Annotated in this window: 23 protein-coding genes and 1 pseudogene; 22 read left to right on the top strand and 2 right to left on the bottom strand. The window is 35.0% G+C overall.

Annotation, left to right across the window (positions count from 1 at the left end; translation table 11 throughout):
- Positions 1-16: 16 nt before the first annotated feature.
- The 10 genes and pseudogenes from aroE to holA all read left to right on the top strand — a co-directional run bounded on the left by aroE (position 17) and on the right by holA (position 9,042).
- Entirely contained in the window at positions 17-856 is an 840-nt protein-coding gene (aroE, locus tag D2K60_RS06170; RefSeq protein ID WP_117169160.1) for a shikimate dehydrogenase, read from the top strand.
- Between the two features lie 2 nt (positions 857-858).
- Positions 859-1,149, top strand: coding sequence for a ribosome assembly RNA-binding protein YhbY (gene yhbY / locus D2K60_RS06175; protein WP_117169161.1), 291 nt, complete (start codon positions 859-861; stop codon positions 1,147-1,149).
- Between the two features lie 10 nt (positions 1,150-1,159).
- The gene (locus D2K60_RS06180) at positions 1,160-1,729 is read left to right on the top strand and encodes a nicotinate-nucleotide adenylyltransferase (RefSeq protein ID WP_117169162.1); all 570 of its coding nucleotides are present in this window, start codon (positions 1,160-1,162) and stop codon (positions 1,727-1,729) included.
- Positions 1,716-2,291 carry a bis(5'-nucleosyl)-tetraphosphatase (symmetrical) YqeK gene (gene yqeK / locus D2K60_RS06185; protein ID WP_117169163.1) on the top strand — a complete coding sequence of 192 codons (576 nt, stop codon included), beginning with the start codon at positions 1,716-1,718 and terminating at the stop codon, positions 2,289-2,291. Before D2K60_RS06180 ends, yqeK begins: the two co-directional genes overlap by 14 nt.
- A 5-nt stretch (positions 2,292-2,296) precedes the next feature.
- Positions 2,297-2,653, top strand: a complete 357-nt coding sequence (gene rsfS, locus D2K60_RS06190) for a ribosome silencing factor (protein WP_117169164.1) — start codon at positions 2,297-2,299, stop codon at positions 2,651-2,653.
- Positions 2,654-2,656: 3 nt separating this feature from the next.
- On the top strand, positions 2,657-3,406 hold the full coding sequence (locus D2K60_RS06195; protein ID WP_117169165.1) for a class I SAM-dependent DNA methyltransferase: 750 nt from the start codon (positions 2,657-2,659) through the stop codon (positions 3,404-3,406).
- 174 nt (positions 3,407-3,580) lie between these two features.
- Positions 3,581-4,192, top strand: coding sequence for a helix-hairpin-helix domain-containing protein (locus D2K60_RS06200; protein ID WP_117169166.1), 612 nt, complete (start codon positions 3,581-3,583; stop codon positions 4,190-4,192).
- 64 nt (positions 4,193-4,256) lie between these two features.
- Positions 4,257-4,700: pseudogene (locus D2K60_RS06205) on the top strand (ComE operon protein 2); the annotation flags it as partial.
- Between the two features lie 47 nt (positions 4,701-4,747).
- Entirely contained in the window at positions 4,748-7,024 is a 2,277-nt protein-coding gene (locus D2K60_RS06210; protein ID WP_117169168.1) for a DNA internalization-related competence protein ComEC/Rec2, read from the top strand.
- 968 nt (positions 7,025-7,992) lie between these two features.
- A complete protein-coding gene (gene holA, locus D2K60_RS06215; protein WP_240335268.1) occupies positions 7,993-9,042 on the top strand; it encodes a DNA polymerase III subunit delta in 1,050 nt (349 codons plus the stop codon).
- A gap of 54 nt (positions 9,043-9,096) precedes the next feature.
- On the opposite strand, the gene rpsT is transcribed toward holA, so the two are convergent.
- Positions 9,097-9,363 (bottom strand): 30S ribosomal protein S20, encoded by a 267-nt coding sequence (gene rpsT, locus D2K60_RS06220; protein WP_117169169.1) that lies wholly within the window; start codon positions 9,361-9,363, stop codon positions 9,097-9,099.
- Positions 9,364-9,525: 162 nt separating this feature from the next.
- Here rpsT and gpr point away from each other — a divergent pair, with 162 nt between their 5' ends.
- The 11 genes from gpr to D2K60_RS06275 all read left to right on the top strand — a co-directional run bounded on the left by gpr (position 9,526) and on the right by D2K60_RS06275 (position 22,254).
- Positions 9,526-10,626 carry a GPR endopeptidase gene (gpr, locus tag D2K60_RS06225; RefSeq protein ID WP_117169170.1) on the top strand — a complete coding sequence of 367 codons (1,101 nt, stop codon included), beginning with the start codon at positions 9,526-9,528 and terminating at the stop codon, positions 10,624-10,626.
- An 80-nt stretch (positions 10,627-10,706) separates the two neighbouring features.
- Positions 10,707-11,891 carry a stage II sporulation protein P gene (gene spoIIP, locus D2K60_RS06230; RefSeq protein WP_117169171.1) on the top strand — a complete coding sequence of 395 codons (1,185 nt, stop codon included), beginning with the start codon at positions 10,707-10,709 and terminating at the stop codon, positions 11,889-11,891.
- Positions 11,892-11,923: 32 nt separating this feature from the next.
- Positions 11,924-12,241: a hypothetical protein gene (locus D2K60_RS06235; RefSeq protein ID WP_117169172.1), complete on the top strand. Its 318-nt coding sequence runs from the start codon at positions 11,924-11,926 to the stop codon at positions 12,239-12,241.
- A 102-nt stretch (positions 12,242-12,343) separates the two neighbouring features.
- Positions 12,344-14,161: a translation elongation factor 4 gene (lepA, locus tag D2K60_RS06240; RefSeq protein WP_117169173.1), complete on the top strand. Its 1,818-nt coding sequence runs from the start codon at positions 12,344-12,346 to the stop codon at positions 14,159-14,161.
- Between the two features lie 75 nt (positions 14,162-14,236).
- Positions 14,237-15,403, top strand: coding sequence for a radical SAM family heme chaperone HemW (gene hemW, locus D2K60_RS06245; protein WP_117169174.1), 1,167 nt, complete (start codon positions 14,237-14,239; stop codon positions 15,401-15,403).
- A 113-nt stretch (positions 15,404-15,516) separates the two neighbouring features.
- Positions 15,517-16,539, top strand: a complete 1,023-nt coding sequence (gene hrcA / locus D2K60_RS06250) for a heat-inducible transcriptional repressor HrcA (protein ID WP_117169175.1) — start codon at positions 15,517-15,519, stop codon at positions 16,537-16,539.
- A gap of 184 nt (positions 16,540-16,723) precedes the next feature.
- Positions 16,724-17,275 carry a nucleotide exchange factor GrpE gene (gene grpE, locus D2K60_RS06255; RefSeq protein WP_117169176.1) on the top strand — a complete coding sequence of 184 codons (552 nt, stop codon included), beginning with the start codon at positions 16,724-16,726 and terminating at the stop codon, positions 17,273-17,275.
- 29 nt (positions 17,276-17,304) lie between these two features.
- The gene (dnaK, locus tag D2K60_RS06260) at positions 17,305-19,152 is read left to right on the top strand and encodes a molecular chaperone DnaK (protein ID WP_117169177.1); all 1,848 of its coding nucleotides are present in this window, start codon (positions 17,305-17,307) and stop codon (positions 19,150-19,152) included.
- A gap of 214 nt (positions 19,153-19,366) precedes the next feature.
- Positions 19,367-20,485: a molecular chaperone DnaJ gene (gene dnaJ, locus D2K60_RS06265; protein WP_117169178.1), complete on the top strand. Its 1,119-nt coding sequence runs from the start codon at positions 19,367-19,369 to the stop codon at positions 20,483-20,485.
- 63 nt (positions 20,486-20,548) lie between these two features.
- Entirely contained in the window at positions 20,549-21,484 is a 936-nt protein-coding gene (gene prmA, locus D2K60_RS06270; protein ID WP_117169179.1) for a 50S ribosomal protein L11 methyltransferase, read from the top strand.
- Positions 21,485-21,504: 20 nt separating this feature from the next.
- A complete protein-coding gene (locus D2K60_RS06275; RefSeq protein WP_117169180.1) occupies positions 21,505-22,254 on the top strand; it encodes a 16S rRNA (uracil(1498)-N(3))-methyltransferase in 750 nt (249 codons plus the stop codon).
- A 109-nt stretch (positions 22,255-22,363) separates the two neighbouring features.
- Here the strand turns inward: D2K60_RS06275 and D2K60_RS06280 are convergent, their stop codons facing one another.
- A complete protein-coding gene (locus tag D2K60_RS06280) occupies positions 22,364-23,272 on the bottom strand; it encodes a Na/Pi symporter (protein ID WP_117169181.1) in 909 nt (302 codons plus the stop codon).
- A gap of 184 nt (positions 23,273-23,456) precedes the next feature.
- Between D2K60_RS06280 and rpsU the strand changes: the two genes are divergently transcribed.
- The gene (gene rpsU / locus D2K60_RS06285; protein ID WP_062319095.1) at positions 23,457-23,630 is read left to right on the top strand and encodes a 30S ribosomal protein S21; all 174 of its coding nucleotides are present in this window, start codon (positions 23,457-23,459) and stop codon (positions 23,628-23,630) included.
- The last annotated feature ends 41 nt before the right edge of the window (positions 23,631-23,671 follow it).

Genomic DNA, 23,671 nt, shown 5'->3' on the forward strand with positions numbered 1-23,671 from the left:
GAAAAGGGGGAGTATGATGAAACTAGGCTTAATTGGTTATCCCATCAAGCATTCTTTATCACCTTGGATCCATCAACAGTTTCTTCAGCAAATAGATAGAAACGGTACGTATGTAATATATGAGACAAAGAGCGAGCAGTTTCAAGAAACGATAAAGAAGATTCAAGAAGATAAGTTGGATGGTTTTAATGTTACCGTTCCGTATAAGCAAACAATTATGACGTATTTAGATGAATTAGACCCCTATGCAGCTGAAATTGGTGCAGTAAATACGGTGGTAATTCAAAATGGTAAATGGATTGGTTATAATACAGATGGAACAGGATATCTTACAGCAATAGAATCACAATTTCCGCGGCTCTTTAATGGGGAGAAGCGTGTTCTTATATTGGGCGCTGGCGGTGCGGCAAGAGGCATATTTTATGCCTTAAGCAGAGCTTCTTTTCACACTGTTGATATTGCCAACCGTACGATAGAAAAAGCGACAGACTTGCTTCCTTTGAATATAACGGATAAAGTAAACTCACGTGCGTTAAGCTTTCAAGAAGCAGAGGAATCTGTACAAGATTACAATTTAATCATCCAAACAACATCTGTTGGAATGAAACCGGCAGTAAAAGAACAAATTATTTCATTGCAGTATGTAAATAAGGATACTGTTGTTAGTGATATTGTTTATCAACCATTAATGACACAATTTCTATCAGAGGCATACCAAATAGGCGCTTCTATCCATCAAGGACATACGATGCTGTTATATCAAGCGAAATTAGCTTTTCAATTATGGAGCGAAAGAGAAGTAACGATTGAGCCTTTACTGACAGGGCTAGAAGACATTTTAAAAGGGAATGAATAACTATGTTAACAGGTAAACAAAAAAGATCTTTACGAGCAAAGGCAAATCCACTACGTGCAATATTCCAAGTGGGAAAAACAGGTGTAAATGAGAACATGATTGTGCAAGTAAATGAAGCATTAGAAAAACGAGAGTTAATAAAAGTAAGTATTCTGCAGAATTGTTCAGAAGATAAAGATGTTGTTGCAGATCAACTTGTTCAAGGTACAGAAGCAGAACTTGTACAAGTGATCGGAAACAATATTGTATTGTACAAAGAATCAGTAGAAAATAAACAGATTGAACTTCCGTAAGGAGAACAAAATGAAAAAAGTAGGCCTTTTAGGTGGAACGTTTGATCCGCCGCATATCGGACATTTGATGATAGCTGAAGAAGCATATACACAGTTAGCACTGGATGAAATTTGGTTTATTCCTTCTTATGAACCGCCACATAAAGAGAAGACAACGACAGATGTATCGCAACGAATTAATATGGTCGAAGAAGCAATTGCAGATAACGATCATTTTTTCCTCGATACGATTGAAGTTGATCGTTTAGGAAAGTCCTACACATTTGACACAATAAAATTGTTGAATGAAAAATATTCAGACATTATGTTTTATTTTATTATTGGCGCGGATATGGTGGAATATTTACCGAAATGGTATCGTATTGATGAGTTAATGGGATTAATTCAATTTGTCGGGGTAAAACGACCTGATTATGTTTTGAAAACAGATTTTCCGATAATTGGATTAAATATTCCGATTATGGATATATCATCAACAATGATTCGTGAAAGAGTAAAAAAAGATCAATCAATTAAATACTTAGTGACCCCAAGCGTGTTACGTGTTATAAAGGAGTTTCATTTGTATGAATCGAACTGAAAGTTTACAAATAGTAAAATCGCATTTAAAGTTACCAAGGTATGAGCATACTATTCGTGTAGCCGATACTGCGATTGCTTTAGCTAAACACTATGGACAGCCAGTTGATAAAATTGAACTTGCTGCAATCTTTCATGATTACGCAAAATATCGTGATCTTGATGAAATGAAGCGATGGATCGAAACGTCAACAACATTGCCAAAAGATTTATTGGAGCATCATACAGAATTATGGCATGGTCCGGTAGGTGCTTTATTAGTAGAGCGTGAAGTTGGGGTAACAGATCGTACTATTTTACAGGCTATTCATTGGCACACAACAGGTAAGGCATTTATGAGTACAATGGAAAAAATTATTTTTTTAGCGGATTATATTGAACCAGGTAGAAAATTTCCTGGAGTTGAAGCGGTTCGTGAACAAGCAAAACAGAATTTAGATTATGCGCTTTTCCTAGCTTTGAAAAATACGATACAACACTTAATAACACATAATCAAAAGATTTATCCAGATACGATTCATGCGTACAATTATCTAAATAGCAAAAATAAACTGGGGGATTAAACTTAATGAATACTGAACAACTAGCACAATTAGCAGCACAAGCTTGTGACGACAAACGAGGTAATGATATTGTTTTATTAAATATGCAACAAGTTTCATCAATGGCGGATTATTTCTTGATCTGTGATGCGAGTAATGAAAGACAAGTACAATCAATTGCAAGAGAAATTAAAGAAAAAGCCGAAGAATTAGAAATTAGTGTAAAACGAATGGAAGGGTTTGACCAAGCCCGATGGATTCTAGTTGATTTAGGAGACGTTGTCTGTCATATTTTCCATAGTGATGAGCGCAACTATTATAACCTTGAGCGACTTTGGGGTGACGCACCACTTGTAGAGACACATCTTACAAAAGAGGGATAAGTAATGTCTTATAATAAAATGTCATATGTATATGACCTGTTAATGGAAGATGCCCCTTATGATGCGTGGCATGCATTTACGACGTATGCATTAAAAAAGTATGGAACGAAAACAAAAAGAATAATTGACTTAGGTTGTGGAACCGGGCAAATTACTTGTCTTCTTTCACAATCTGGTTATGATTTAGTAGGTGTCGATTTAGCCGCTGATATGCTAAGTCATGCCGAGCAAAGAGCAAGTGCAAATAATTTAGATATCCAATGGATTGAACAAGATTTGCGTTCATTGGACGGTTTAAGTCAATTTGATGCCGCTGTTAGCTATTGTGATGTTATTAACTACATCACAACAGAGGAAGAACTAGGGCAAGTGTTCTCCAATGTTGAAGAACTATTGGAACCAAATGGTTTGTTTTTATTCGATGTCCACGCATTGGGATATGTAGAGTCTGAATTAAAAGATCAAGTTTTTTCTGAAATGTATGAAGATATGGGCTATGTTTGGTTCTGTGAGCCAGGTGAACAAATTGGTGAAGTTTTTCATAATCTAACCTTTTTTGTTCAAGATCAAACACAATATGACCGTTTTGATGAAATACATCACCAACGGACTTTTCCGATTCCTACATATGAAAAGTTATTAAAAGAAAGCGGATTTGAAATAAGAGGTTTATATGCTGATTTTGGTTTCGATCCAATTTCAAAAGAAAAGATTGAAGATCAACAACGAATCTTTTTTGTATGCCAAAAGTAGAGAAATTAAAACGCTTATTCATTTTAATAGAATGAATAAACGTTTTTTTTGTTTTTTAATAAAATTGCAGGATAAACAAATCTTTTGTCGAAAATAGGAGTGTGATTTATTTTTAATCAGAATTCCCTCTGTGTTCGATCCCTGTTTATATCTCACTCAAAAAGGAGTTGGAAAATGGTTTATTGGTTAAAAAACAATTGGCTAATTGCCTCTATCATTATTGGTGTAATAGGCTTTGGTTTATGGGAAATAATCGATTCTGTTCAAAAGACTAACACGATCATAAGTACGGCTAAGACGGACTCCGAAATTGAGCCAGAAGCGGAAATAGATATACTCCCCCAGCATACTGAGGAATCCACAAAGCAATTTGTAGATGTAAAAGGAGAAGTGAAGAAACCTGATATGTATGAAATTACTGGAGATAAACGTGTGAAAGAAGTAATTGAAATGGCAGGTGGGTTTACTGACCAAGCTGACATAGAGCAAGTGAACTTAGCCCAAAAAGTAGTGGATGAGATGGTTATAATTGTTCCGAAAATTGGGGAAGAGATAGATTCTATACTAACAACTACAAATGAAACTACTTCATCTAAAATTCCTCTTAATACAGCTACTAAAGAAGAAATTGAAACCCTCCCGGGCATTGGTGGAGTTAAGGCAGATGCAATCTTGCAGTATCGAGAAGAAAATGGTGCTTTTAAATCGATTGAGGATTTACAAGCTATATCTGGAATCGGAGCTAAAACAATTGAAAAACTTGAGGAATTTATTCGAATTCCATAAGTTATTGACGAATGTTCATTTGTTGGATAAACTTTAGAAAAATAAGTGAGTGAGGTATAAATTAATGGAAAGAATTTCATGGGATCAGTATTTTATGGCACAAAGTCACTTAATTGCTTTGCGTAGCACGTGTGAGAGGTTGATGGTAGGAGCAACTATTGTTCGAGATAAACGAATTATTGCAGCTGGATATAACGGTAGCGTTTCAGGAAGTACCCATTGTATAGACGAAGGCTGTTATGTCATTGACGGACATTGCGTACGTACGATTCATGCAGAAATAAACGGATTATTACAGTGTGCAAAATTCGGGGTAGCCACAGATGGTGCTGAAATGTATGTAACGCATTTTCCTTGCTTACAATGTTGTAAGTCCATTATTCAAGGTGGAATTAAGTCTGTTTACTATGCAACAGATTATAAAAATCATCCCTATGCAATTGATCTCTTTCGTGATGCGGGAGTTCATGTTGAAAAGGTTGTATTGGAACAGGTCTCAATTGATCTGGTACCTGGAGAGTAAGTAAATATAAATAGAAAAGAGGGGATCAACTTGTGCGTGGAAAATGGCATCTGATTGCAGTCAGTGCAATCATTGGAATAATTGCGATCACACTTCGATTGCTGTTCCTATATGGTATATTCTTTCTATGGTTATATCTATTGTACAGGAACAAAAGGTTAAGAATTGTACATGTTTTGATCATGTGTAGCACATGTTTCATTTTCTCTTTTTACTATTATCCTGTGAATCAAACTAATATCTCAAGTAATGCAATACTTGATTTCACAGGAACTATTGTCTCAGAGATAGAAACAAAAGCATTAAAAACCTCATTTGTCTTTCGTGATGATCTAACAGATCAAGATCTTCTTGTCACATACTTTAATAATGAAAAGACATCAGTTCACCCTACAACTTGGAAAACTGGTGCCACTTGTCAATTACAAGGATCACCAGAAATACCTCCAGCCAGTAAAAACCCAGGACAATTTAATTATCAAGAGTATCTATATAAACAAAAAATTAACTATTTGATAACGATAGAGCAAAGCAATCTAAATTGTACAGGTTCCTCATTTAAAGACAGACTTTTCACAATTAGAAAAAACATCATAGTTCAAATTGAAGAAAACACAAGCGATTTTACAAGCGGATGGCTCCAAGCGTTATTATTAGGGCAAGACGCGTTGATTGAAGAAAAGACTATAAACGTATTCCAACGATGGGGTTTGTCCCACCTGTTAGCTATATCGGGCTTACATGTAGGTTTAATTAGTGGCTTTGTTTATTTTATCCTGATTAAGACTGGTATGATTACAAAAGAGAAAGCATTTTATCTATTGCTAGCTTTATTGATGGTCTATCCTTTCATTAGTGGAGGAGCACCATCAGTATGGCGAGCAGTATGGATGACGATATTGGGATTCATTATGTTAAAAAATAAGTTTAAAGTAGGATTAATTGATAGTTTAAGTTTTGTTTTCTTTATTTGTGTGGTACTAGATAAACAAATTATTTATCAATTAGGTTTTCAATTTTCTTTTCTTGTAACGCTATCATTGCTATTGTCTAAACATTTGATAACTAGAAGTAACGGAAAAGTAGACCTGTTATTTCGAATTAGTTTTATTAGTTTAGTTAGTGTTTTGCCAATTCAGATAGCTCATTTTTACTTTTTTAACCCATTATCATTGCTACTGAATAGTGTAGTCGTCCCATACTTCTCAGTTGTAGTTATGCCTATTTTATTCCTTATCCTTCTTTCGCTCTATTTCTTTCCGTTTTTGACTACGCTTATCGACTTGCTATTTATGCATGTTCATCAATTTGCTTTATCAATAATAGACTGGATTGATCAAAAAAGTTATTATCCATGGATTGTCGGTGAATTTCCAGTATATTATTTTATTCCCTACTATTTTGGATTACTTTTCTTGTTTATTGCACTAGATAATAAAAAGAAAAGAATCGCCACTTTAAACGGGATCGCTTTAATTTGCTTGATTATTTGGATATCTTGTCGCCCATATATGAATGCAAACGGAACAGTTACGATGCTTGATGTCGGTCAAGGTGATGCAATTATTATTGAATTACCTTATCGAAAAGGAGTAATACTCATAGATGCTGCTGGAACGATGGAAAATGATTTTAAATCGCCATCTGATCGCACGTATCAGCAAGTCATCAAACCATACTTGTACAGCAGAGGTATTGGAAGCATTGATTTAGTTGTACTATCTCATGCTGATCATGATCATATAGGAAGTTTACCTTACTTATTAGATGAATTCCGAGTCCAACAAGTTTTGACAAGTACTTATTTTACCCCTCCTGAGGAATTAGCTAGTGTGTTAAAAAAGGAAGAAATTAATTGGAGTTATATTAACAGTGGTGAGCACTTTATGATTGATCGCCAGCAATTTTATGTGATGCATCCTCAAGTAAATCAGCAATCAAAAAATGATAATTCATTAGTTATTGCATCTGAAATTGGATCTTTAATGTGGCTATTCACTGGTGATATTGGTGAGGATGTAGAAAACATACTCACTAAAAATTATCCGAATGTTAAAGTAGATGTTCTTAAAGTTGCACATCACGGAAGTCTATCCTCAACCTCTACCAACTTTTTACGAACTGTCCGTCCTCAAATTGCATTACTATCGGTTGGAGAAAATAACCGATATAACCATCCACATCAAGATGTTTTAGAACGCTTAACAAAAGAGAAGGTAATAATATACCGAACGGATAAACAAGGAGCGATAGAATATACGTATAAAAATAATGGAGATAGAGGAACATTTTCATCATTCTTACCATAATATATCTTAGGTTCTAACAAATAGAAACGGATGCTTGTTGATTTATTTTGCTATAAAGCAGTGCTTGTGCGTTTTTGTTATGCGTAAATCTTAATAATCTAATTGCTGCCATTTTGATTTAAGACAATTTCCTTTGTTAGCAACAGTTTACATGCCTAGTTTTTAATCATTGGGTCAATCTATACTTGAAAACATCGTTTTAAAGCAGCTGCCTAGGACTGTTTTTAAAACGTTCATATAGATTGCGGAGGGAGTGATGTTCATCGCTTCCTCCTTTTTTCTGAATTTATCGCTTGTTTTCCTTAGCTATTCGCTTTAGGATATAGATATATACTCAACCTTCTCACCCAGAAAATAAGTGCGATCATTGACTGTTCTAGGTTTAACACATAGCTGTTATATTAATTGACAGTCTTTTAAATAGGTCTGCTCGCTAAGAGATTTTGTTTTATTACGAAATAGCTATATATGCTGCCTTAACACATTCGCTATGGAAGCAAATGGCTTCCCTTTCCTTGGGCACAGGAGTGTCATCCACTTGCTTCCTTCGCTAGTTTGAGGATCGAATTGTAATGTAAGATAGAAACATGTGATATGCCTGTCTTTCTTTTCTAAACGTGATTTTTAACGTGCGAAAGAATGCAGTCTCTATGCTAGCGATGGAAATATGCGTAGACTCCAGTGGGAACAGCACGGGCTGAAGATCCACTTAGTAAAGCGATTTATGCTTTACTAAGTTAGCTGAAGCCGTGCCCACGGAAAGCGAAGTATATTTACAGAGCGAGAGCGTTATGTCACATTATCTATCATGTTCGTAAATGTATCGCAATGATGCTTAGGAACGGATCTCAAATTTAATTTCATTTTTGGAGTGGGAGACTTCCTAGTTGTACCATGACTTAAATGCCTGTTTCACTCTGCGAATGTTGAGTATATATAACAATTTAGAGTTATCGGAGTGTGAAAAAGTGGATTATTTTAAAGCAATAGAAACGATAAAAAAAGAGAAATTGCAATCTTTATATGTTTTATATGGGACGGAATCATTCTTGATTGAAGCAATTAATAAGCAGTTAATTTCTGTCGGTTTAGCACCTGAAGATAAAGAATCTAATATAATTCGTTATGACTTAGAAGAAACGACAATCCAAGAGGTAGTAATGGACGCAGAAACATATCCATTTTTTGGAGGAAGAAAAATAATTTTTGCTTATAATCCATTGTTTTTAACGGCTAAGCAAGATAAATCAAATGTAGATCATAATTTAGAAAGTTTACAACAGTATATTGAGCAACCTGTAGATTATTCTACGCTTGTTTTAATTGCACCTTATGAAAAATTAGATGAGCGAAAAAAATTAATAAAATTGTTAAAGAAACAAGCTACAATGGTAGATTGTGAAGAAATAAAAGCTTGGAATGTGGATCGATGGATTGATCATATGGCTAAAACGCTCCATATTAAATTAGAAAAGCCGGTTTATGAATTAATTGTTCGAGAAACAGGGACCAACTTATTAATGTTACAAAAAGAATTAGAGAAATTAGCAATGTATGTTGGTATGAATGGGACAGTAACTGAAACTATTGCAGAAGATTTAGTAGCACATCAAGCAAATACATCAGGATTAAAATTAGTTGATGCAGTAATAGCTAAAGATTTAAACAAAGCGATTCAAATTTTTAAAGATTTAGAAAGAATGAATGAGGAAGTTATTGCGCTAGTTGCTTTATTAGCTTCACAGTTTCGAACACTTTATCATGTTAAAGTTTTAGTGCAAAAAGGCTATGGTCAAAAACAAATGGCCCAATACTTAAAAATACATCCTTATGTCGTAAAGATGTCGATGGAAAGAGAAAAAAAATTCTCACAAAAGATGCTGGAATTTATAATTGACGCATGTGCAACAACAGATGCCCAGATTAAGCAAGGTAAGATTGATAAATCATTAGCGTTTGAATTGTTACTTTACCAATTAATTCAACAAAAGACTAAACAAACTATAAAAACGAATTAAAAAAGCGATCCTTGTTTTAAAAGGGTCGCTTTTTTTGTTGGTCATAAAAAGTAATTAAGCACTAAGCTCATTTACTTTTTTAGTAAGACGTGATTTTTGACGATTACCATTATTTTTATGGACAATGCCTTTTTGAACTGCTTTGTCAATTTTTTTAACTGCACTTTGTAAAGCTGTTTTTGCACTTTCTACATTCTTTTCTGCAACGAAGTTTTCTACTCGTTTAATGTTAGAGCGCATTTCAGTTTTAATTGGTGCATTATGCGCGCGTTTATCATTATTCAAACGTACACGTTTAATTGCTGATTTAATATTAGCCATGATTTCACCTCCAGGTTTTGAGATCCACTATAAATTACTATGGAACAAGAGACATTGTACCAAAGCGCGAGAGATTTTTCAATATAAATATCTAGGATGATGTGATTACGTATTTTTTTTAATGGCTCTGGCAAGTCTATATAGAAAAGGATGGTGAAGAAAATGACGCAATCTCAGGATTGGAAACCTTCTATAAGAACTGACTTAGCGGTAGAAGCAAAGGATATGTATGTAGAAGAGGAAAATGACAAAGAAAAGAAAATTGAAGGTGTGATAATTAAGGAACACAAAGAAAAAGATACACTTGTTACTTATGTGCAAATAGATAAAGCAGGTGCTGAAAAAATTCATAAAAAGGCAGGTAACTATATTACCATTCATACAGAAGGTGTGAAACGGCAAGATAGTCATCTGCAAGAAGAAGCAGCGCAGGTTCTAGCGACGGAGTTATTAAAACTATTAGAACAAACGAACCTTAAAGAGGATGCGACCTGTTTAATTGTAGGATTAGGAAATGGTAATGTAACCCCGGATGCACTTGGACCAATGACGGTAGAGAAGTCGCTTATCACAAGTCATTTATTTGAGCTTCATCCTGAAACTGTAGCAGAGGGGTATCGTTCTGTCTCTTCATTAACTCCAGGTGTAATGGGAGTTACCGGTATTGAAACAAGTGACATTATTGTGGGTATCATTGATAAAATAAAACCAGATTTCGTTATTGCGATTGACGCATTGGCATCACGTTCCATCGAACGCGTTAACGCAACAATTCAAATTTCAGACTCTGGAATTCATCCAGGTTCTGGGGTAGGGAACAAGAGAAAAGAGCTAAGTAAAGAGACATTAGGAATTCCGGTTATAGCTATAGGTGTTCCAACAGTAGTTGATGCTGTAACAATTACGAGTGATACGATTGATTATATGTTAAAACATTTTGGCAGAGAATGGGCTGAAAAAGACAGACCATCCAAAAGTCTTACACCTGCAAATATGAATTTTGGAAACCGGACATTATCTGAAAAAGACATGCCAAAACTAGAAAAAAGAAAAGCGATGTTTGGAATGATAGGCGGACTAAATGAAGAAGAAAAACGCACCTTAATTCAAGAAGTTTTGACACCACTTGGACATAATTTAATGGTTACGCCAAAGGAAGTAGATGGCTATATGAAAGATATGGCACATTTATTAGCATCGGGCATTAATGCAGCATTGCATCAAACTGTAACGATAAGCAATTCTGGTTCCTATACACGTTAATAGAAATGAAATTGGTTCTACTCTCTTAGTATCTATCATAAGTATCTAGTAAACCTGATAGAGAATTAGGAGAGGGAACTATGACTCATATAAAAATAAAATGGAATAACGTACGTAATGCTTTTGTTCAGTATATTAGAAATGGTTCAATTTGGATTGTAATTCTTATCGTCTTGTTTGTTTCGATCGGTTTATTTACAACCGCAAAACCAGCATATCGGATATCATCCACGCTTTTAACATCATGGACAAGCCAAATTAATGGTTCATCATTTCTGTATTTATTGGGGATGGAAAATCAACAATTTATAGATGCCTATCCTTCTGATGTAGAACCAATTAAGTGGAATGATTTTTTATTTGAATTAACAACAAATATAAAACCAAATGATGTAAGAAGTCTATTAGGAAGAGAGTTGCCAGGCTTTTATGCCTTTGATCGAAAAATTATTATTGCGGGTGAAGGAACGGATTATACTGATTTACCAATTGAATCATCTTCACCGCTAGATGTGGTTCTAGAAGAAAGAGATGCAACAATGGATGAAGAAATTCCTAAAAATGAACAAACAGAAGAAGAGCAGAATGAACAAACAATAGAAGGTGAAAAAGTTGTTTTTGTTTATAACACGCATAATCGGGAATCATTTTTACCTCATTTGGATGGTGTGGACGATCCTAACAATGCTTTTCATGATGAAGTAAATATTACAAAAGTAAGTGATCGTTTAGCGGAAAGTTTAGAGGCAAAAGGAATTGGTGCACAAGTTGATCACACGGATTTTATGTCGGTACTAAATAAAAATGATTGGGAATATTGGCAATCTTATGAAGCGTCTAAACCGATTGTAGAAGAAGCATTAGCAGGTAACAAGCAAATTGAATATGTATTTGATTTGCATCGTGATAGTCGAAGAAAAGATGATACGTCAACAACAATAGATGGAGAAACATATGCGAATCTCTTTTTTGTAATTGGTTCAGATTACAGTGGCAATGAAGATAATGTAGCGCTAGCGACAAAACTACATGAGCAACTGGAGGCTACATATCCTGGCTTAAGTAGAGGAGTCACAGAACAAGGTGGAACTGGGAGAAACGGTATTTATAATCAAAATTTAGCGGATAATGCAATTTTAATTGAAGTTGGAGGCGTTGATAATACGATGGAAGAGTTGTACCGTTCAGCCGATGCATTAGCCGATGTCTTTAGTACCTATTATTGGGATACAAATGCTGATGAAGTTAGTAAAAAAACTAATTAATATTATTTTTTACGTAAAGGGGATGTAAACTGATGCGCAAATTGATAGGATTCTTATTGTTGCTTGTTTTTTTCTTATCAGGAATGATTTTGGGAGCACAACAGCCGCATGATGAAATGGTAAATCAAACACAAACAGCTAAAGATGCAGCAGTGATTACTACCATGGCTGACACAGAAATGCCATTACCACAAAACAATACGGAAGTCGTGGATGTTACAACCGAAGACCAGGAAGAACAACCAACTAATATGACGTATCAAGCCGCACAGTCGATAGAAAAGGCTAGCGTCTGGTTTTACAATCAAGTAATTGATGTTGCATATAGTATATCTCAAGTTTTCATTTGAATCACTTGCATGTAGAATTTTGATGAAAACAATTGAATGATTTATCTATCACTGCTATAATCAACCCTAGTATTGTTGCCTGAAAATAGGAGTGAGTGTACATTGTCGAAAGCAAGAGATCAAAAACGTGTAAGAAATTTTTCTATCATTGCACATATCGATCATGGGAAATCAACATTAGCTGATCGAATACTAGAAAAAACAAAAGCATTATCTCAACGTGAAATGAAAGAACAATTTTTAGATGCAATGGATTTAGAGCGTGAACGTGGAATTACAATAAAATTAAATGCAGTACAATTACATTATGAACAAGAAAATGGTGATGAATATTTATTTCATCTGATTGATACACCAGGACATGTCGATTTTACATATGAGGTGTCACGCAGTTTAGCAGCATGTGAAGGTGCAATTCTGGTTGTTGATGCTGCACAGGGTATTGAAGCACAAACATTAGCTAATGTCTATTTAGCAATGGATAATGATTTAGAAATTATTCCAGTAATTAATAAAATTGACTTACCTAGTGCTGACCCGGAACGAGTTAAACAAGAGATTACTGATGTGCTTGGCATTGATGGTAATGAAGCAATACTTGCGAGCGCTAAGTCAGGGATTGGTATCGATGAAATCTTGGAACGAATAGTAGAGAAGATTCCAGCACCAAGTGGAAATGCCGATGAGCCATTAAAAGCATTAATCTTTGACTCATTATATGATTCTTATCGTGGTGTTATCGCGTATGTATGTATTAAAGAGGGTTCAGTTAAAGTAGGCGACACCATTAAAATGATGGCAAATGGAAAAGAATTTGAAGTCAATGATGTAGGTGTGTTTACACCTAAACCAGTTTCTCAAAATGAACTTTCAGTTGGTGATGTTGGATACTTAACGGCATCGATGAAAGAGGTAGGAGACTCACAGGTTGGTGATACGATTACACTTGCTAATAATCCAGCTGAAGTCGCGTTACCTGGTTATCGTCGCTTAAATCCTATGGTGTTTTGTGGATTGTATCCAGTAGAATCTAACAATTATAATGATCTTAGAGAAGCGTTGGAGCGATTAGAATTAAATGATGCATCGTTACAATATGATCCGGAAACCTCGCAAGCATTAGGGTTTGGATTCCGAGCTGGTTTTTTAGGATTATTACACATGGAGATTGTTCAAGAGCGTATCGAACGAGAGTTTAACATTGATCTAATTACAACTGCACCAAGTGTTATTTATCAGGTGCTTTTAAATGATGATACAGAAGCTTCAATTGATAACCCATCAATTATGCCAGATCCACAATCTGTTAAGGAAATACGTGAACCATTTGTAAAGGCGACAGTAATGGTACCCAATGATTACGTTGGTACAGTAATGGAATTATGCCAGAAAAAACGTGGAGACTTTCTTGATATGGAATATCTAGATGATAACCGTGTTAATGTGGTATATGAAATTCCTTTATCCGAAATCGTTTATGACTTTTTCGATTCTTTAAAATCTCAAACAAAAGGTTATGCCTCTTTTGATTATGAGATGATTGGGTATAAAGTATCTAATCTTGTGAAGATGGATATCTGGTTAAATGGTGAAACAATTGATGCACTTTCGTTTATTGTTCATAGAGATTTCTCATTTAATCGAGGAAAGCAAATAGTAGAGAAATTAAAAAAACTAATACCAAGGCAGCAATTTGAAGTGCCAATACAGGCAGCGATAGGAAACAAAATTGTTTCGAGATCTACGATTAAAGCAATGCGTAAAAATGTCCTATCAAAGTGTTACGGTGGAGATATATCGCGTAAAAGAAAATTATTAGAGAAACAAAAAGAAGGTAAAAAGCGCATGAAAATGGTTGGCTCTGTAGAAGTGCCACAAGAAGCATTTATGGCTGTTTTACGTATGGATGAAGATAATTAAAACAAACCCTTGTCATTAATGTGACAAGGGTTTCTAGTTACTATTATCACATCGAATAAGAAGGGGAGAAAGTTAATGGTATCATCGGTATATATCCACATTCCATTTTGTGAAAAGATCTGTCACTATTGTGACTTCACAAAATTCTTTTATGACAAAAAAATGGCGGATGATTATTTAATAGCTTTAGATAAAGAAATGGCGGCTTATATAAAGGAACCTAGGCAAAAGATGAAGACAATATTTGTTGGTGGGGGAACTCCAACTGCTCTTAACACAAATCAATTGAAAGTATTACTTACATCTATTAGTAAATACTTTGAAGTGGAAAGTGTAGAAGAATATACGTTTGAAGCAAATCCGGGTGATTTAGACGAAGAAAAAATAAAGTTGTTAAAAGCATATGGGGTAAATCGAATATCCATGGGAGCACAAGTCTTTGATGATGAACTACTAGAACAATTAGGTAGACTTCATCGCGTTAAAGATGTTTATCAAAATATAGATGCACTTAAAAAACATGGTATTACAAATATAAGTATAGATTTAATTTACAGTCTACCAACACAAACAATGGCAGGATTTGAAAAAACAGTGCAAGAAGCTTTAGCATTTGATTTGCCACATTACTCTTCTTATTCGCTTCAAATTGAACCGAAGACCGTTTTTTATCAACGTTATAAAAAAGGGAAATTAAAAAGACAACCGGAAGAAACAGAAGCGGATATGTATGAACATTTGATTTCACAGATGGAGAAGCATGGTAAAAATCAATATGAAATTAGTAATTTTGCAATTCCTGGCTATGAAAGTAAACATAATTTAACCTATTGGAATAATGATTACTATTTTGGTTTTGGAGCAGGTGCTCATGGGTATTTACCAGGGGAGCGTATTGTTAACTTACGTCCTTTTCCTGCATACTTTAAAAAAGCGAATGAAAACGAATTTCCAGTGCTTCACAGAGAACCAATTGGATTGAAAGAGCAGATCGAAGAAGAGATGTTTTTAGGATTACGCAAACGATCCGGTGTCTCAAAAATTAGCTTTACTGAAAAATATAATCTAGGGATAAATGATTTATATCGTGATGAGTTAGCGCAATTAAAAGCGAAAGAGTGGATAGAAGAAGTGGGAGATCAAGTGAGATTAACACAAATGGGCCAATTATTTGGTAATGAAGTGTTTCAAGAATTCTTACTAGAACAGGAGAAATTCAAGCGAATGCTTCCTGCCAAGTAGGAAGTAATATTTAAAATTTATAAGCATTCATATTGACATTTCCCCCAGCATTTGATAATTTAATAATAGATTTAGCACTCAAGTGCTAAGAGTGCTAACAGAGGTGATCATCGATGTTATCAAAAAGACAATTATTAATTTTACAAGTTATTATTGATGAATTCATCCACACAGCACAACCTATTGGATCTCGAGCTATTTCAAAAATGGAAGAGATAACATATAGTCCAGCAACTATCCGAAATGACATGGCGGATTTAGAAGAATTGGGTTTTATTGAAAAGACCCATTCTTCTTCTGGTAGAGTGCCGTCAGAAAAAGGATATCGTTTTTATGTCGATCATTTATTATCGCCATTTCATTTATCGAAAAGTGACAGAAGTGTTATTTCTCATGCTTTTGCAGAGGAAATGGTTGAATTTGAACAGGTTGTACAAAAATCAGCAAAAGTGCTTTCGGAGTTAACCAATTATACATCCATTATTTTAGGACCCAAGGTATATGAAACAACCTTAAAGCAACTACAAATTATCCATTTGTCATCTAATGTGGCGGTTGCTATTCTAGTCACAAACACGGGTCACGTTGAGCATCGGTCTTTTACGATACCAACGGAAATTAAGCCTAGTGAATTAGAAAAATTGGTCAATATATTAAATGACAGATTAAAAAACGTTCCAATTATTCATCTTTACGAGAAGTTACAATTAGAGTTGCTAAACGTTCTTGATAAGTATATGGATGATTTCGATTCAGCTTTTCAATATTTGAGGGCGGCATTATTTGATGAACAACCTGTTAAACTTTACGTGGGTGGTATCACAAACATTTTGTTACAACCAGAATTTAGGGATGTAGATAAAATCCACTCTTTATATTCGGTCATGGAACAGGAGGATATCATCGCTAATGTTTTACGTTCCAATAAAAACGGAATTCATGTTTCTATTGGACAGGAGAACAAGATGGATGAAATGCAGGACTGTAGTTTGATTACTGCAACCTATACATTAGCTGGAGAACAAATAGGAACAATTGCTTTGTTGGGACCAACTAGGATGGAGTATTCTCGTGTTATTTCACTATTAAATAGTTTATCTAGCCGAATGTCGAGCACATTTCATTCTTGGTTCTAAGTGGAAGTGTATTTTTATCTTAATAAAGATGATACTAATTAGGATCAAGTAATGGAGAAAAGTGCCTTTACTTGTTGATTCTTGGTTGATTAAAATTGAAACCTTAAACTTTATTTCCATGTTTATTCATGATATAGTCAACAAGGTTTCATTTTCAAATGAAATATTAGAGGAGGTGACCATAATGGAAGAGAATAAACAAACAGAAAAACAAGAAGATGACGTAATTGAAAATGCTGATCAAGAAATAATTGATGAAGTAAACCAACCTGATGCTGAAGAAGCAACAAATGAACTAGAGGTCTTACAAAGGGAAAAAGATGAGGTTTATCAAAGGTTATTAAGAGTACAAGCAGAATATGATAACTTCCGTAGACGTACCCAAAAGGAAAAAGAAGCGGATCGTAAATATAGATCGCAATCATTGATTACAGACTTATTACCGATTGTAGACAATTTCGAAAGAGCAATACAAGCGGAAGTGAATAACGAAGCTGCTAAGCAGTTCGTTGATGGAATAAAGATGGTCTATCGTCAATTAAATGATGCTTTGGAAAAAGAGGGCGTTGAAGTTATTGCAACAGTTGGCGAAACATTTGATCCACACTTGCATCAAGGTGTTGTTCAAGTGGAAGATGATCAATATGAATCAAACGTTGTTGTGGAAGAGTTACAAAAGGGATACAAATTAAAAGATCGGATTATTCGTCCGGCAATGGTAAAAGTGAATCAATAATTACATAAGTATTAGAGGAGGAAATAACCATGGGAAAAATTATTGGAATTGATTTAGGTACAACAAATTCATGTGTTGCAGTAATGGAAGGTGGAGAAGCAAAAGTTATCCCGAATCCTGAGGGTAACCGTACAACTCCATCAGTTGTAGCATTTAAAAATGGTGAACGTCAAGTAGGTGAAGTAGCAAAACGACAAGCAATTACGAATCCAAACACGATTCAGTCAGTTAAACGTCACATGGGTACGGATTATAAAGTTGAAGTTGATGGAAAAGAACACACACCTCAAGAAATTTCAGCAATAATCTTACAGTATATTAAGTCATATGCAGAAGATTATCTTGGAGAAACAGTTGAAAAAGCGGTTATTACTGTTCCAGCATATTTTAATGATGCTGAACGTCAAGCAACAAAAGATGCTGGTAAAATAGCAGGTCTTGAAGTAGAACGTATTATTAATGAGCCAACTGCAGCAGCATTATCTTATGGTATCGATAAGTCTGATCAAGATCAGACAGTTCTTGTATACGATCTAGGTGGAGGTACATTTGACGTATCTATTCTAGATATTGGAGAAGGTACATTTGAAGTTGTTGCAACAGCTGGAGATAACCGTCTTGGTGGAGATGATTTTGACGAAGTAGTTATTGATCACTTAGTTGCAGAGTTCAAAAAAGAAAATGGTATTGACCTTTCTAAAGATAAAATGGCTTTACAACGTTTGAAAGATGCTGCTGAAAAAGCTAAAAAAGACTTATCTGGTGTTTCTCAAACGCAAATTTCTTTACCATTTATTACTGCGGGTGAAGCTGGCCCATTACACTTAGAAATGAATTTAACGCGAGCAAAATTCGATGATTTATCATCTGGTCTTGTAGAGCGTACAATGGGACCAACGCGTAAAGCACTTAAAGATGCTGGAATGAAAGCAAGTGAAATCAACAAAGTTATCTTAGTTGGTGGTTCAACACGTATTCCAGCAGTACAAGAGGCAATTAAAAAAGAAACTGGTCAAGATCCATCTAAAGGTGTAAATCCAGATGAAGTAGTTGCATTAGGTGCAGCAATTCAAGCAGGTGTCTTACAAGGTGATGTCAAAGATGTTGTTCTTCTTGATGTTACACCACTATCTTTAGGTATTGAAACAATGGGTAGCGTTACGACTAAATTAATTGAGCGTAATACAACGATTCCTACAAGTCATTCGCAAGTATTCTCAACAGCTGCTGATAACCAAACTGCAGTAGATATTCACGTCCTTCAAGGTGAACGTGAAATGGCTGGCGATAATAAAACACTTGGTCGTTTTCAATTAACAGATATTCCACCAGCACAACGTGGTGTACCACAAATTGAAGTTTCATTTGATATCGATGCGAATGGTATTGTAAACGTGCGTGCCAAAGATTTAGGTACAAATAAAGAACATTCCATTACAATTAAATCTTCATCTGGTCTATCTGATGAGGAAGTTGAACAAATGGTTAGAGATGCAGAAGATAATGCAGAAGATGATAAAAAACGTCGTGAAGAAGTTGAACTTCGTAACGAAGCTGATCAGCTAGTATTCCAAACAGATAAAACAATCAAAGATCTTGGTGATAAAGTATCTGATGAAGAAAAAGAAAAGGCTGAAACAGCTAAAGATGAATTAAAAACTGCATTAGAAGCAGATGATCTAGAAGAAATTAAAACGAAGAAAGATGCATTGGAAGAACAAGTTCAAGCACTTTCTGTTAAATTATATGAGCAAGCTCAAGCAGATGCAGAAGCAGCTCAAGGTGAAGGATCTACTGAGGACGATGTTGTAGATGCTGATTATGAAGAAGTTAATGATGAAGACAAAGATAAAGATGAGGAAGATAAAAATAAATAAGAAACAGATAAGCTAGTAAATGGAAAAGTCAAAGTCAGGTTTTACTTGACTTTGACTTTTCCTCTATATATCCCATGTTAGGAAAATACAGCTATATTGGTACGAAAACAGGTAATAAAAGCTGTGATTTATAAGGGAATACTATTTGCTCTCATAAGAGCATCAATGTTATGATAAAATCTATGCAAAGAAGAGTCGGGAGAGTGATCAGTCAGTGAGTAAAAGAGATTATTATGACGTATTAGGTATCTCAAAAGGTGCTTCAAAAGAAGAGATTAAGAAAGCCTATAGAAAATTAGCACGTAGCTATCATCCAGATGTAAATAAAGAAGAGGGTGCTGCGGATAAGTTTAAAGAAGCTAAAGAAGCTTATGAAGTGTTAAGTAATGAACAAAAACGCGGACAATATGATCAATTTGGTCATACAGGACCTCAAAGTCAAGGATTTGGTGGCGGTGCCGAAGACTTCGGTGGATTTGGTGATATCTTTGATATGTTTTTTGGTGGTGGCGGACGCAGACGTGATCCGAACGCACCAAGACAAGGTTCTGACTTGCAATACACAATGATTTTGGAATTTGAAGAAGCAATTTTCGGTAAAGAAACAGATGTTGAAATTCCAAGAGAGGAAGATTGTGACACGTGTGACGGATCAGGTGCGAAGCCAGGAACTAAGGTGAAAACTTGTTCACACTGTAATGGTTCAGGTCAATTGAATGTTGAACAAAACACACCATTTGGTCGTGTAGTTAATAAACGTGTTTGTAATCAATGTAATGGAACCGGAAAAATAATTCCTGAAAAATGTAAAACATGTAGTGGAGATGGAAAAGTAAAAAATCGTAAAAAAATTCACATCAGCATTCCAGGTGGTATTGATGAGGGGCAACAAATACGTATTTCTGGTCAAGGTGAGCCAGGAGTAAATGGTGGACCTGCAGGTGATCTATACGTTGTTGTACAAGTTAGAAATCATGAATTCTATAAAAGAGATGGAGATCATATCTTTTGTGAGATGCCAATAACTTTTGCTCAAGCAGCACTAGGTGATGAAATTGAAATCCCTACTGTACATGGAAAAGTTAAACTAAAGGTTCCAGCTGGAACACAAACTGGAAAAACATTCCGTCTTAAAGGTAAAGGAGCACCAAATGTCCGAGGGTATGGTCATGGAGATCAACATGTTCAGATGCGCGTAATTACACCTACAAACTTAACGGAGCAACAAAAAGAATTATTGCGTGAATTAAATGAAGCAAGTGGAGATCAACCGGCAGATGAACACGATGATTCATTTTTCCAACGTGTAAAAAGAGCATTTAAGGGCGAATAATACGTATTATGCTTTAAGAATGTTGCGTGTTTGTTAAAAAATCACAAGAAAAGAGTTGATTTTTTGAAGTGGTCTGAATTGTGTATCCATACAACAAATGAAGCAATCGAACCGATTTCAAATATTTTTCATGAAGCAGGTGCTAGTGGCGTAGTTATTGAGGATTCTGAGGACCTGATGAAGGAGAGAAATACGGATTTAGGCGAAATGTATGAACTTAATCCAGATGACTTTCCAAAGGAAGGTGTTATGTTAAAAGCTTACCTTCCTTTTAATAGCTTCTTAGGTGAAACTGTTGCTGAAATTAAAGAGGCAATCAATAATCTATTGATATACAATATTGATTTAGGTTCAAATCATATAACCATGAGTCAAGTAAATGAAGAAGATTGGGCAACTGCTTGGAAGAAGTATTACAAGCCTGTCAAAATTTCTGAAAAGATAACGATAACCCCTACTTGGGAAGATTATAAAGCCGTTTCTACTGATGAAATTATTATAGAATTAGATCCAGGTATGGCATTTGGAACTGGTACACATCCTACAACAGTATTAAGTATTCAAGCATTAGAAAGACATGTGAAGAAAGACAATCTAGTGTTAGATGTCGGTACCGGTTCCGGTGTACTAAGTATTGCAGCGATATTACTTGGAGCAAAACACGTATACGCTTATGATCTAGATGATGTCGCGGTAAAAGTTGCTATCATTAATGCTAAAATTAATAAGGTAGAACATGCTATTGAAGCGAAGCAAAATAATTTATTGGATAATGTTTCACATCAACCGGATATTATTGTCTCTAATATTTTAGCGGAAATTATTATGCGTTTTGAAAAAAAGGCTTATGAAGTTTTAAAGCCAGGAGGAATTTTTATAACTTCTGGAATTATTCAAACAAAAAAACAAGATGTGAAACAAGCCTTACTAGAAGCTGGATTTGAAATCATTGAGATGAATCAAATGGAAGATTGGATTTCAATCATAGCTAAGAAATAGGAAGAGAGCAGGAACATCATATGCAACGTTATTTTGTAACAGCCTCTGGATGGTCAGATGCACATGTAACCATAACAGATGACGCTATCCATCATATTACACGTGTGATGCGTATGGAGATTGGTGATAAGATAATTTGTAACCATTCTGAAGGAAAAGCTGCTATATGTGTAATTAAAACAATATCAGAAGAAAGAATAGTTACTGAGATTGTAGAATGGCAGAACCAAACGGTTGAGTTACCTGTACGTGTTACAATTGCACAGGGCCTACCTAAGGGTGATAAGCTTGAATTAATCTTACAGAAGGGAACTGAGCTTGGCGCAGCAGCGTTCATTCCCTTACAAGCAGAACGTTCAATCGTAAAATGGGACAATAAGAAGGCAAATAAAAAAAATGAACGTTTTAAAAAGATTATAAAGGAAGCTAGTGAACAATCTCATCGTACCTTATTACCTAAGATGGAAAAGGTAGCATCATTACAAGATGTCATTTTGATGAGCGCTAGTTTTGAACATAAACTTGTTGCTTATGAAGAAACAGCTAGGGATTTACCTACAAATAAACTTAGTCATTTTTTAAACCAGATGGCACCATCAGATCAGGTCTTGTTATGTATTGGTCCTGAAGGTGGATTTTCCCAAAAGGAAATAAATGAGCTTCATAATGCTGATTTCCAATCGATTCGACTTGGTCCCCGAATACTACGAACAGAGACTGCAGCACTATACGCTTTAGCGAGCATATCGTATCATTTTGAAGAATTATGATAATAATTACATTCGAAATTTTACTGAAATGTCTACATATTTTCTGCAAGATAAACAGCCTGGCAATTTGTCAGGCTGTTTATTGTTGATTTATTAAGAAAAATTTAAACTATCTAGCAACGTACTTTTCGAATAAAGGAATAAAAGGAAGGACAATAAGAACTGAAAATAGATTGAACAAGACAGATATATGAGCTAATTGCATACTACTTTCATTTGCTAATTGAAGTGCGATTAAGTTGATTAATGGTAATAAAGGTATCGCAATTACAACAGTTATTAAGTTAAATGCTGTATGTGTTAATGCTACAAGTTTTGCTTCTCTTTTTGCTCCGATAGTAGCAATTAGTGACGTAATGCATGTCCCGATATTCGAACCTAATATGATTGCAATTGCGCTAGATAGTGACAAGAGTTGTTGTTCCATCATACTCAGTGTTAATCCAAATGTAGCACTTGAAGATTGAATAATACCACTGATAACAGTCCCAATTACGATACCAATACTAGGAGTTGTATCTGTTAAACTAAGTCCTGCTAGTAATAGATGGTTAGTAGCGACTAATGTTGCTAAAGATTCAAAGCCATCTAAAGAAACGAAAATTGTTGATAGGCCCACAAGGATGCAACCTGAATAGAAGATGTTTTTTTGTGGGAATAAAAGCATGAATACGCCAATAACTAACCAAATTAAAAATGGAAAAGCGTCTCCAAAGACAAGAATTTCTCCAGTTATTGTTGTTCCAATGTTCGCACCAAGAATGATACCGATTGTTTGTCGAAAACTAATTGCCCCAATCGTTACAAAACTGATCGTTATGACTAATACTACAGAACTGCTTTGCAAAAAAAATGTCGCTATCATACCTATTAAAATACTTCCAAAAATATTTTGGGTACCTTTCGTAAGCCAAGCCTCTATTTTTGAGCTCATAAAGAAAGTTAAACCAGTTTGTAACAGGCGCATCCCCATGTAAAACAAGAGTAGAAAGACAGATAACAAAGATAATAATCCCATAATGCAGTCACCTCTAATCTACTATATGGACAAGATGATTTTAACATGCTTCTTACAATTAATTTATTATTTTAAAAAACAAAAGTTGACCTAGAAAAATCCTTATATTATAATACGTGTAAGGCATATGTGAGAACATATGTCGCATTAAACTGTTGAATGCTTCGGAGGGAGGGAAATTAGCATGTCAAATACAACTCGCGTTCGTAAAAACGAGTCTCTTGAAGATGCTCTTCGTCGCTTTAAACGCAGTGTATCAAAATCTGGTACAATGTCAGAATATCGTAAGCGTGAATTTTATGAGAAGCCTAGTGTTCGTCGCAAGAAAAAATCTGAGGCGGCTAGAAAGCGTAAGTAATCTTTGATTGCAAGTAGGGAATGAAAAAGGATTTTTCTTTT

Source organism: Paraliobacillus sediminis (assembly GCF_003426055.1).

Bases quoted from the DNA above. Each gene is read 5' to 3' on its own strand.
- aroE (WP_117169160.1), top strand. From the start codon at position 17: ATGAAACTAGGCTTAATTGGTTATCCCATCAAGCATTCTTTATCACCT.
- yhbY (WP_117169161.1), top strand. From the start codon at position 859: ATGTTAACAGGTAAACAAAAAAGATCTTTACGAGCAAAGGCAAATCCA.
- D2K60_RS06180 (WP_117169162.1), top strand. From the start codon at position 1,160: ATGAAAAAAGTAGGCCTTTTAGGTGGAACGTTTGATCCGCCGCATATC.
- yqeK (WP_117169163.1), top strand. From the start codon at position 1,716: ATGAATCGAACTGAAAGTTTACAAATAGTAAAATCGCATTTAAAGTTA.
- rsfS (WP_117169164.1), top strand. From the start codon at position 2,297: ATGAATACTGAACAACTAGCACAATTAGCAGCACAAGCTTGTGACGAC.
- D2K60_RS06195 (WP_117169165.1), top strand. From the start codon at position 2,657: ATGTCTTATAATAAAATGTCATATGTATATGACCTGTTAATGGAAGAT.
- D2K60_RS06200 (WP_117169166.1), top strand. From the start codon at position 3,581: ATGGTTTATTGGTTAAAAAACAATTGGCTAATTGCCTCTATCATTATT.
- rpsT (WP_117169169.1), bottom strand. From the start codon at position 9,363: ATGGCTAATATTAAATCAGCAATTAAACGTGTACGTTTGAATAATGAT.
- gpr (WP_117169170.1), top strand. From the start codon at position 9,526: ATGACGCAATCTCAGGATTGGAAACCTTCTATAAGAACTGACTTAGCG.
- spoIIP (WP_117169171.1), top strand. From the start codon at position 10,707: ATGACTCATATAAAAATAAAATGGAATAACGTACGTAATGCTTTTGTT.
- D2K60_RS06235 (WP_117169172.1), top strand. From the start codon at position 11,924: ATGCGCAAATTGATAGGATTCTTATTGTTGCTTGTTTTTTTCTTATCA.
- hemW (WP_117169174.1), top strand. From the start codon at position 14,237: ATGGTATCATCGGTATATATCCACATTCCATTTTGTGAAAAGATCTGT.
- hrcA (WP_117169175.1), top strand. From the start codon at position 15,517: ATGTTATCAAAAAGACAATTATTAATTTTACAAGTTATTATTGATGAA.
- grpE (WP_117169176.1), top strand. From the start codon at position 16,724: ATGGAAGAGAATAAACAAACAGAAAAACAAGAAGATGACGTAATTGAA.
- dnaK (WP_117169177.1), top strand. From the start codon at position 17,305: ATGGGAAAAATTATTGGAATTGATTTAGGTACAACAAATTCATGTGTT.
- D2K60_RS06275 (WP_117169180.1), top strand. From the start codon at position 21,505: ATGCAACGTTATTTTGTAACAGCCTCTGGATGGTCAGATGCACATGTA.
- D2K60_RS06280 (WP_117169181.1), bottom strand. From the start codon at position 23,272: ATGGGATTATTATCTTTGTTATCTGTCTTTCTACTCTTGTTTTACATG.
- rpsU (WP_062319095.1), top strand. From the start codon at position 23,457: ATGTCAAATACAACTCGCGTTCGTAAAAACGAGTCTCTTGAAGATGCT.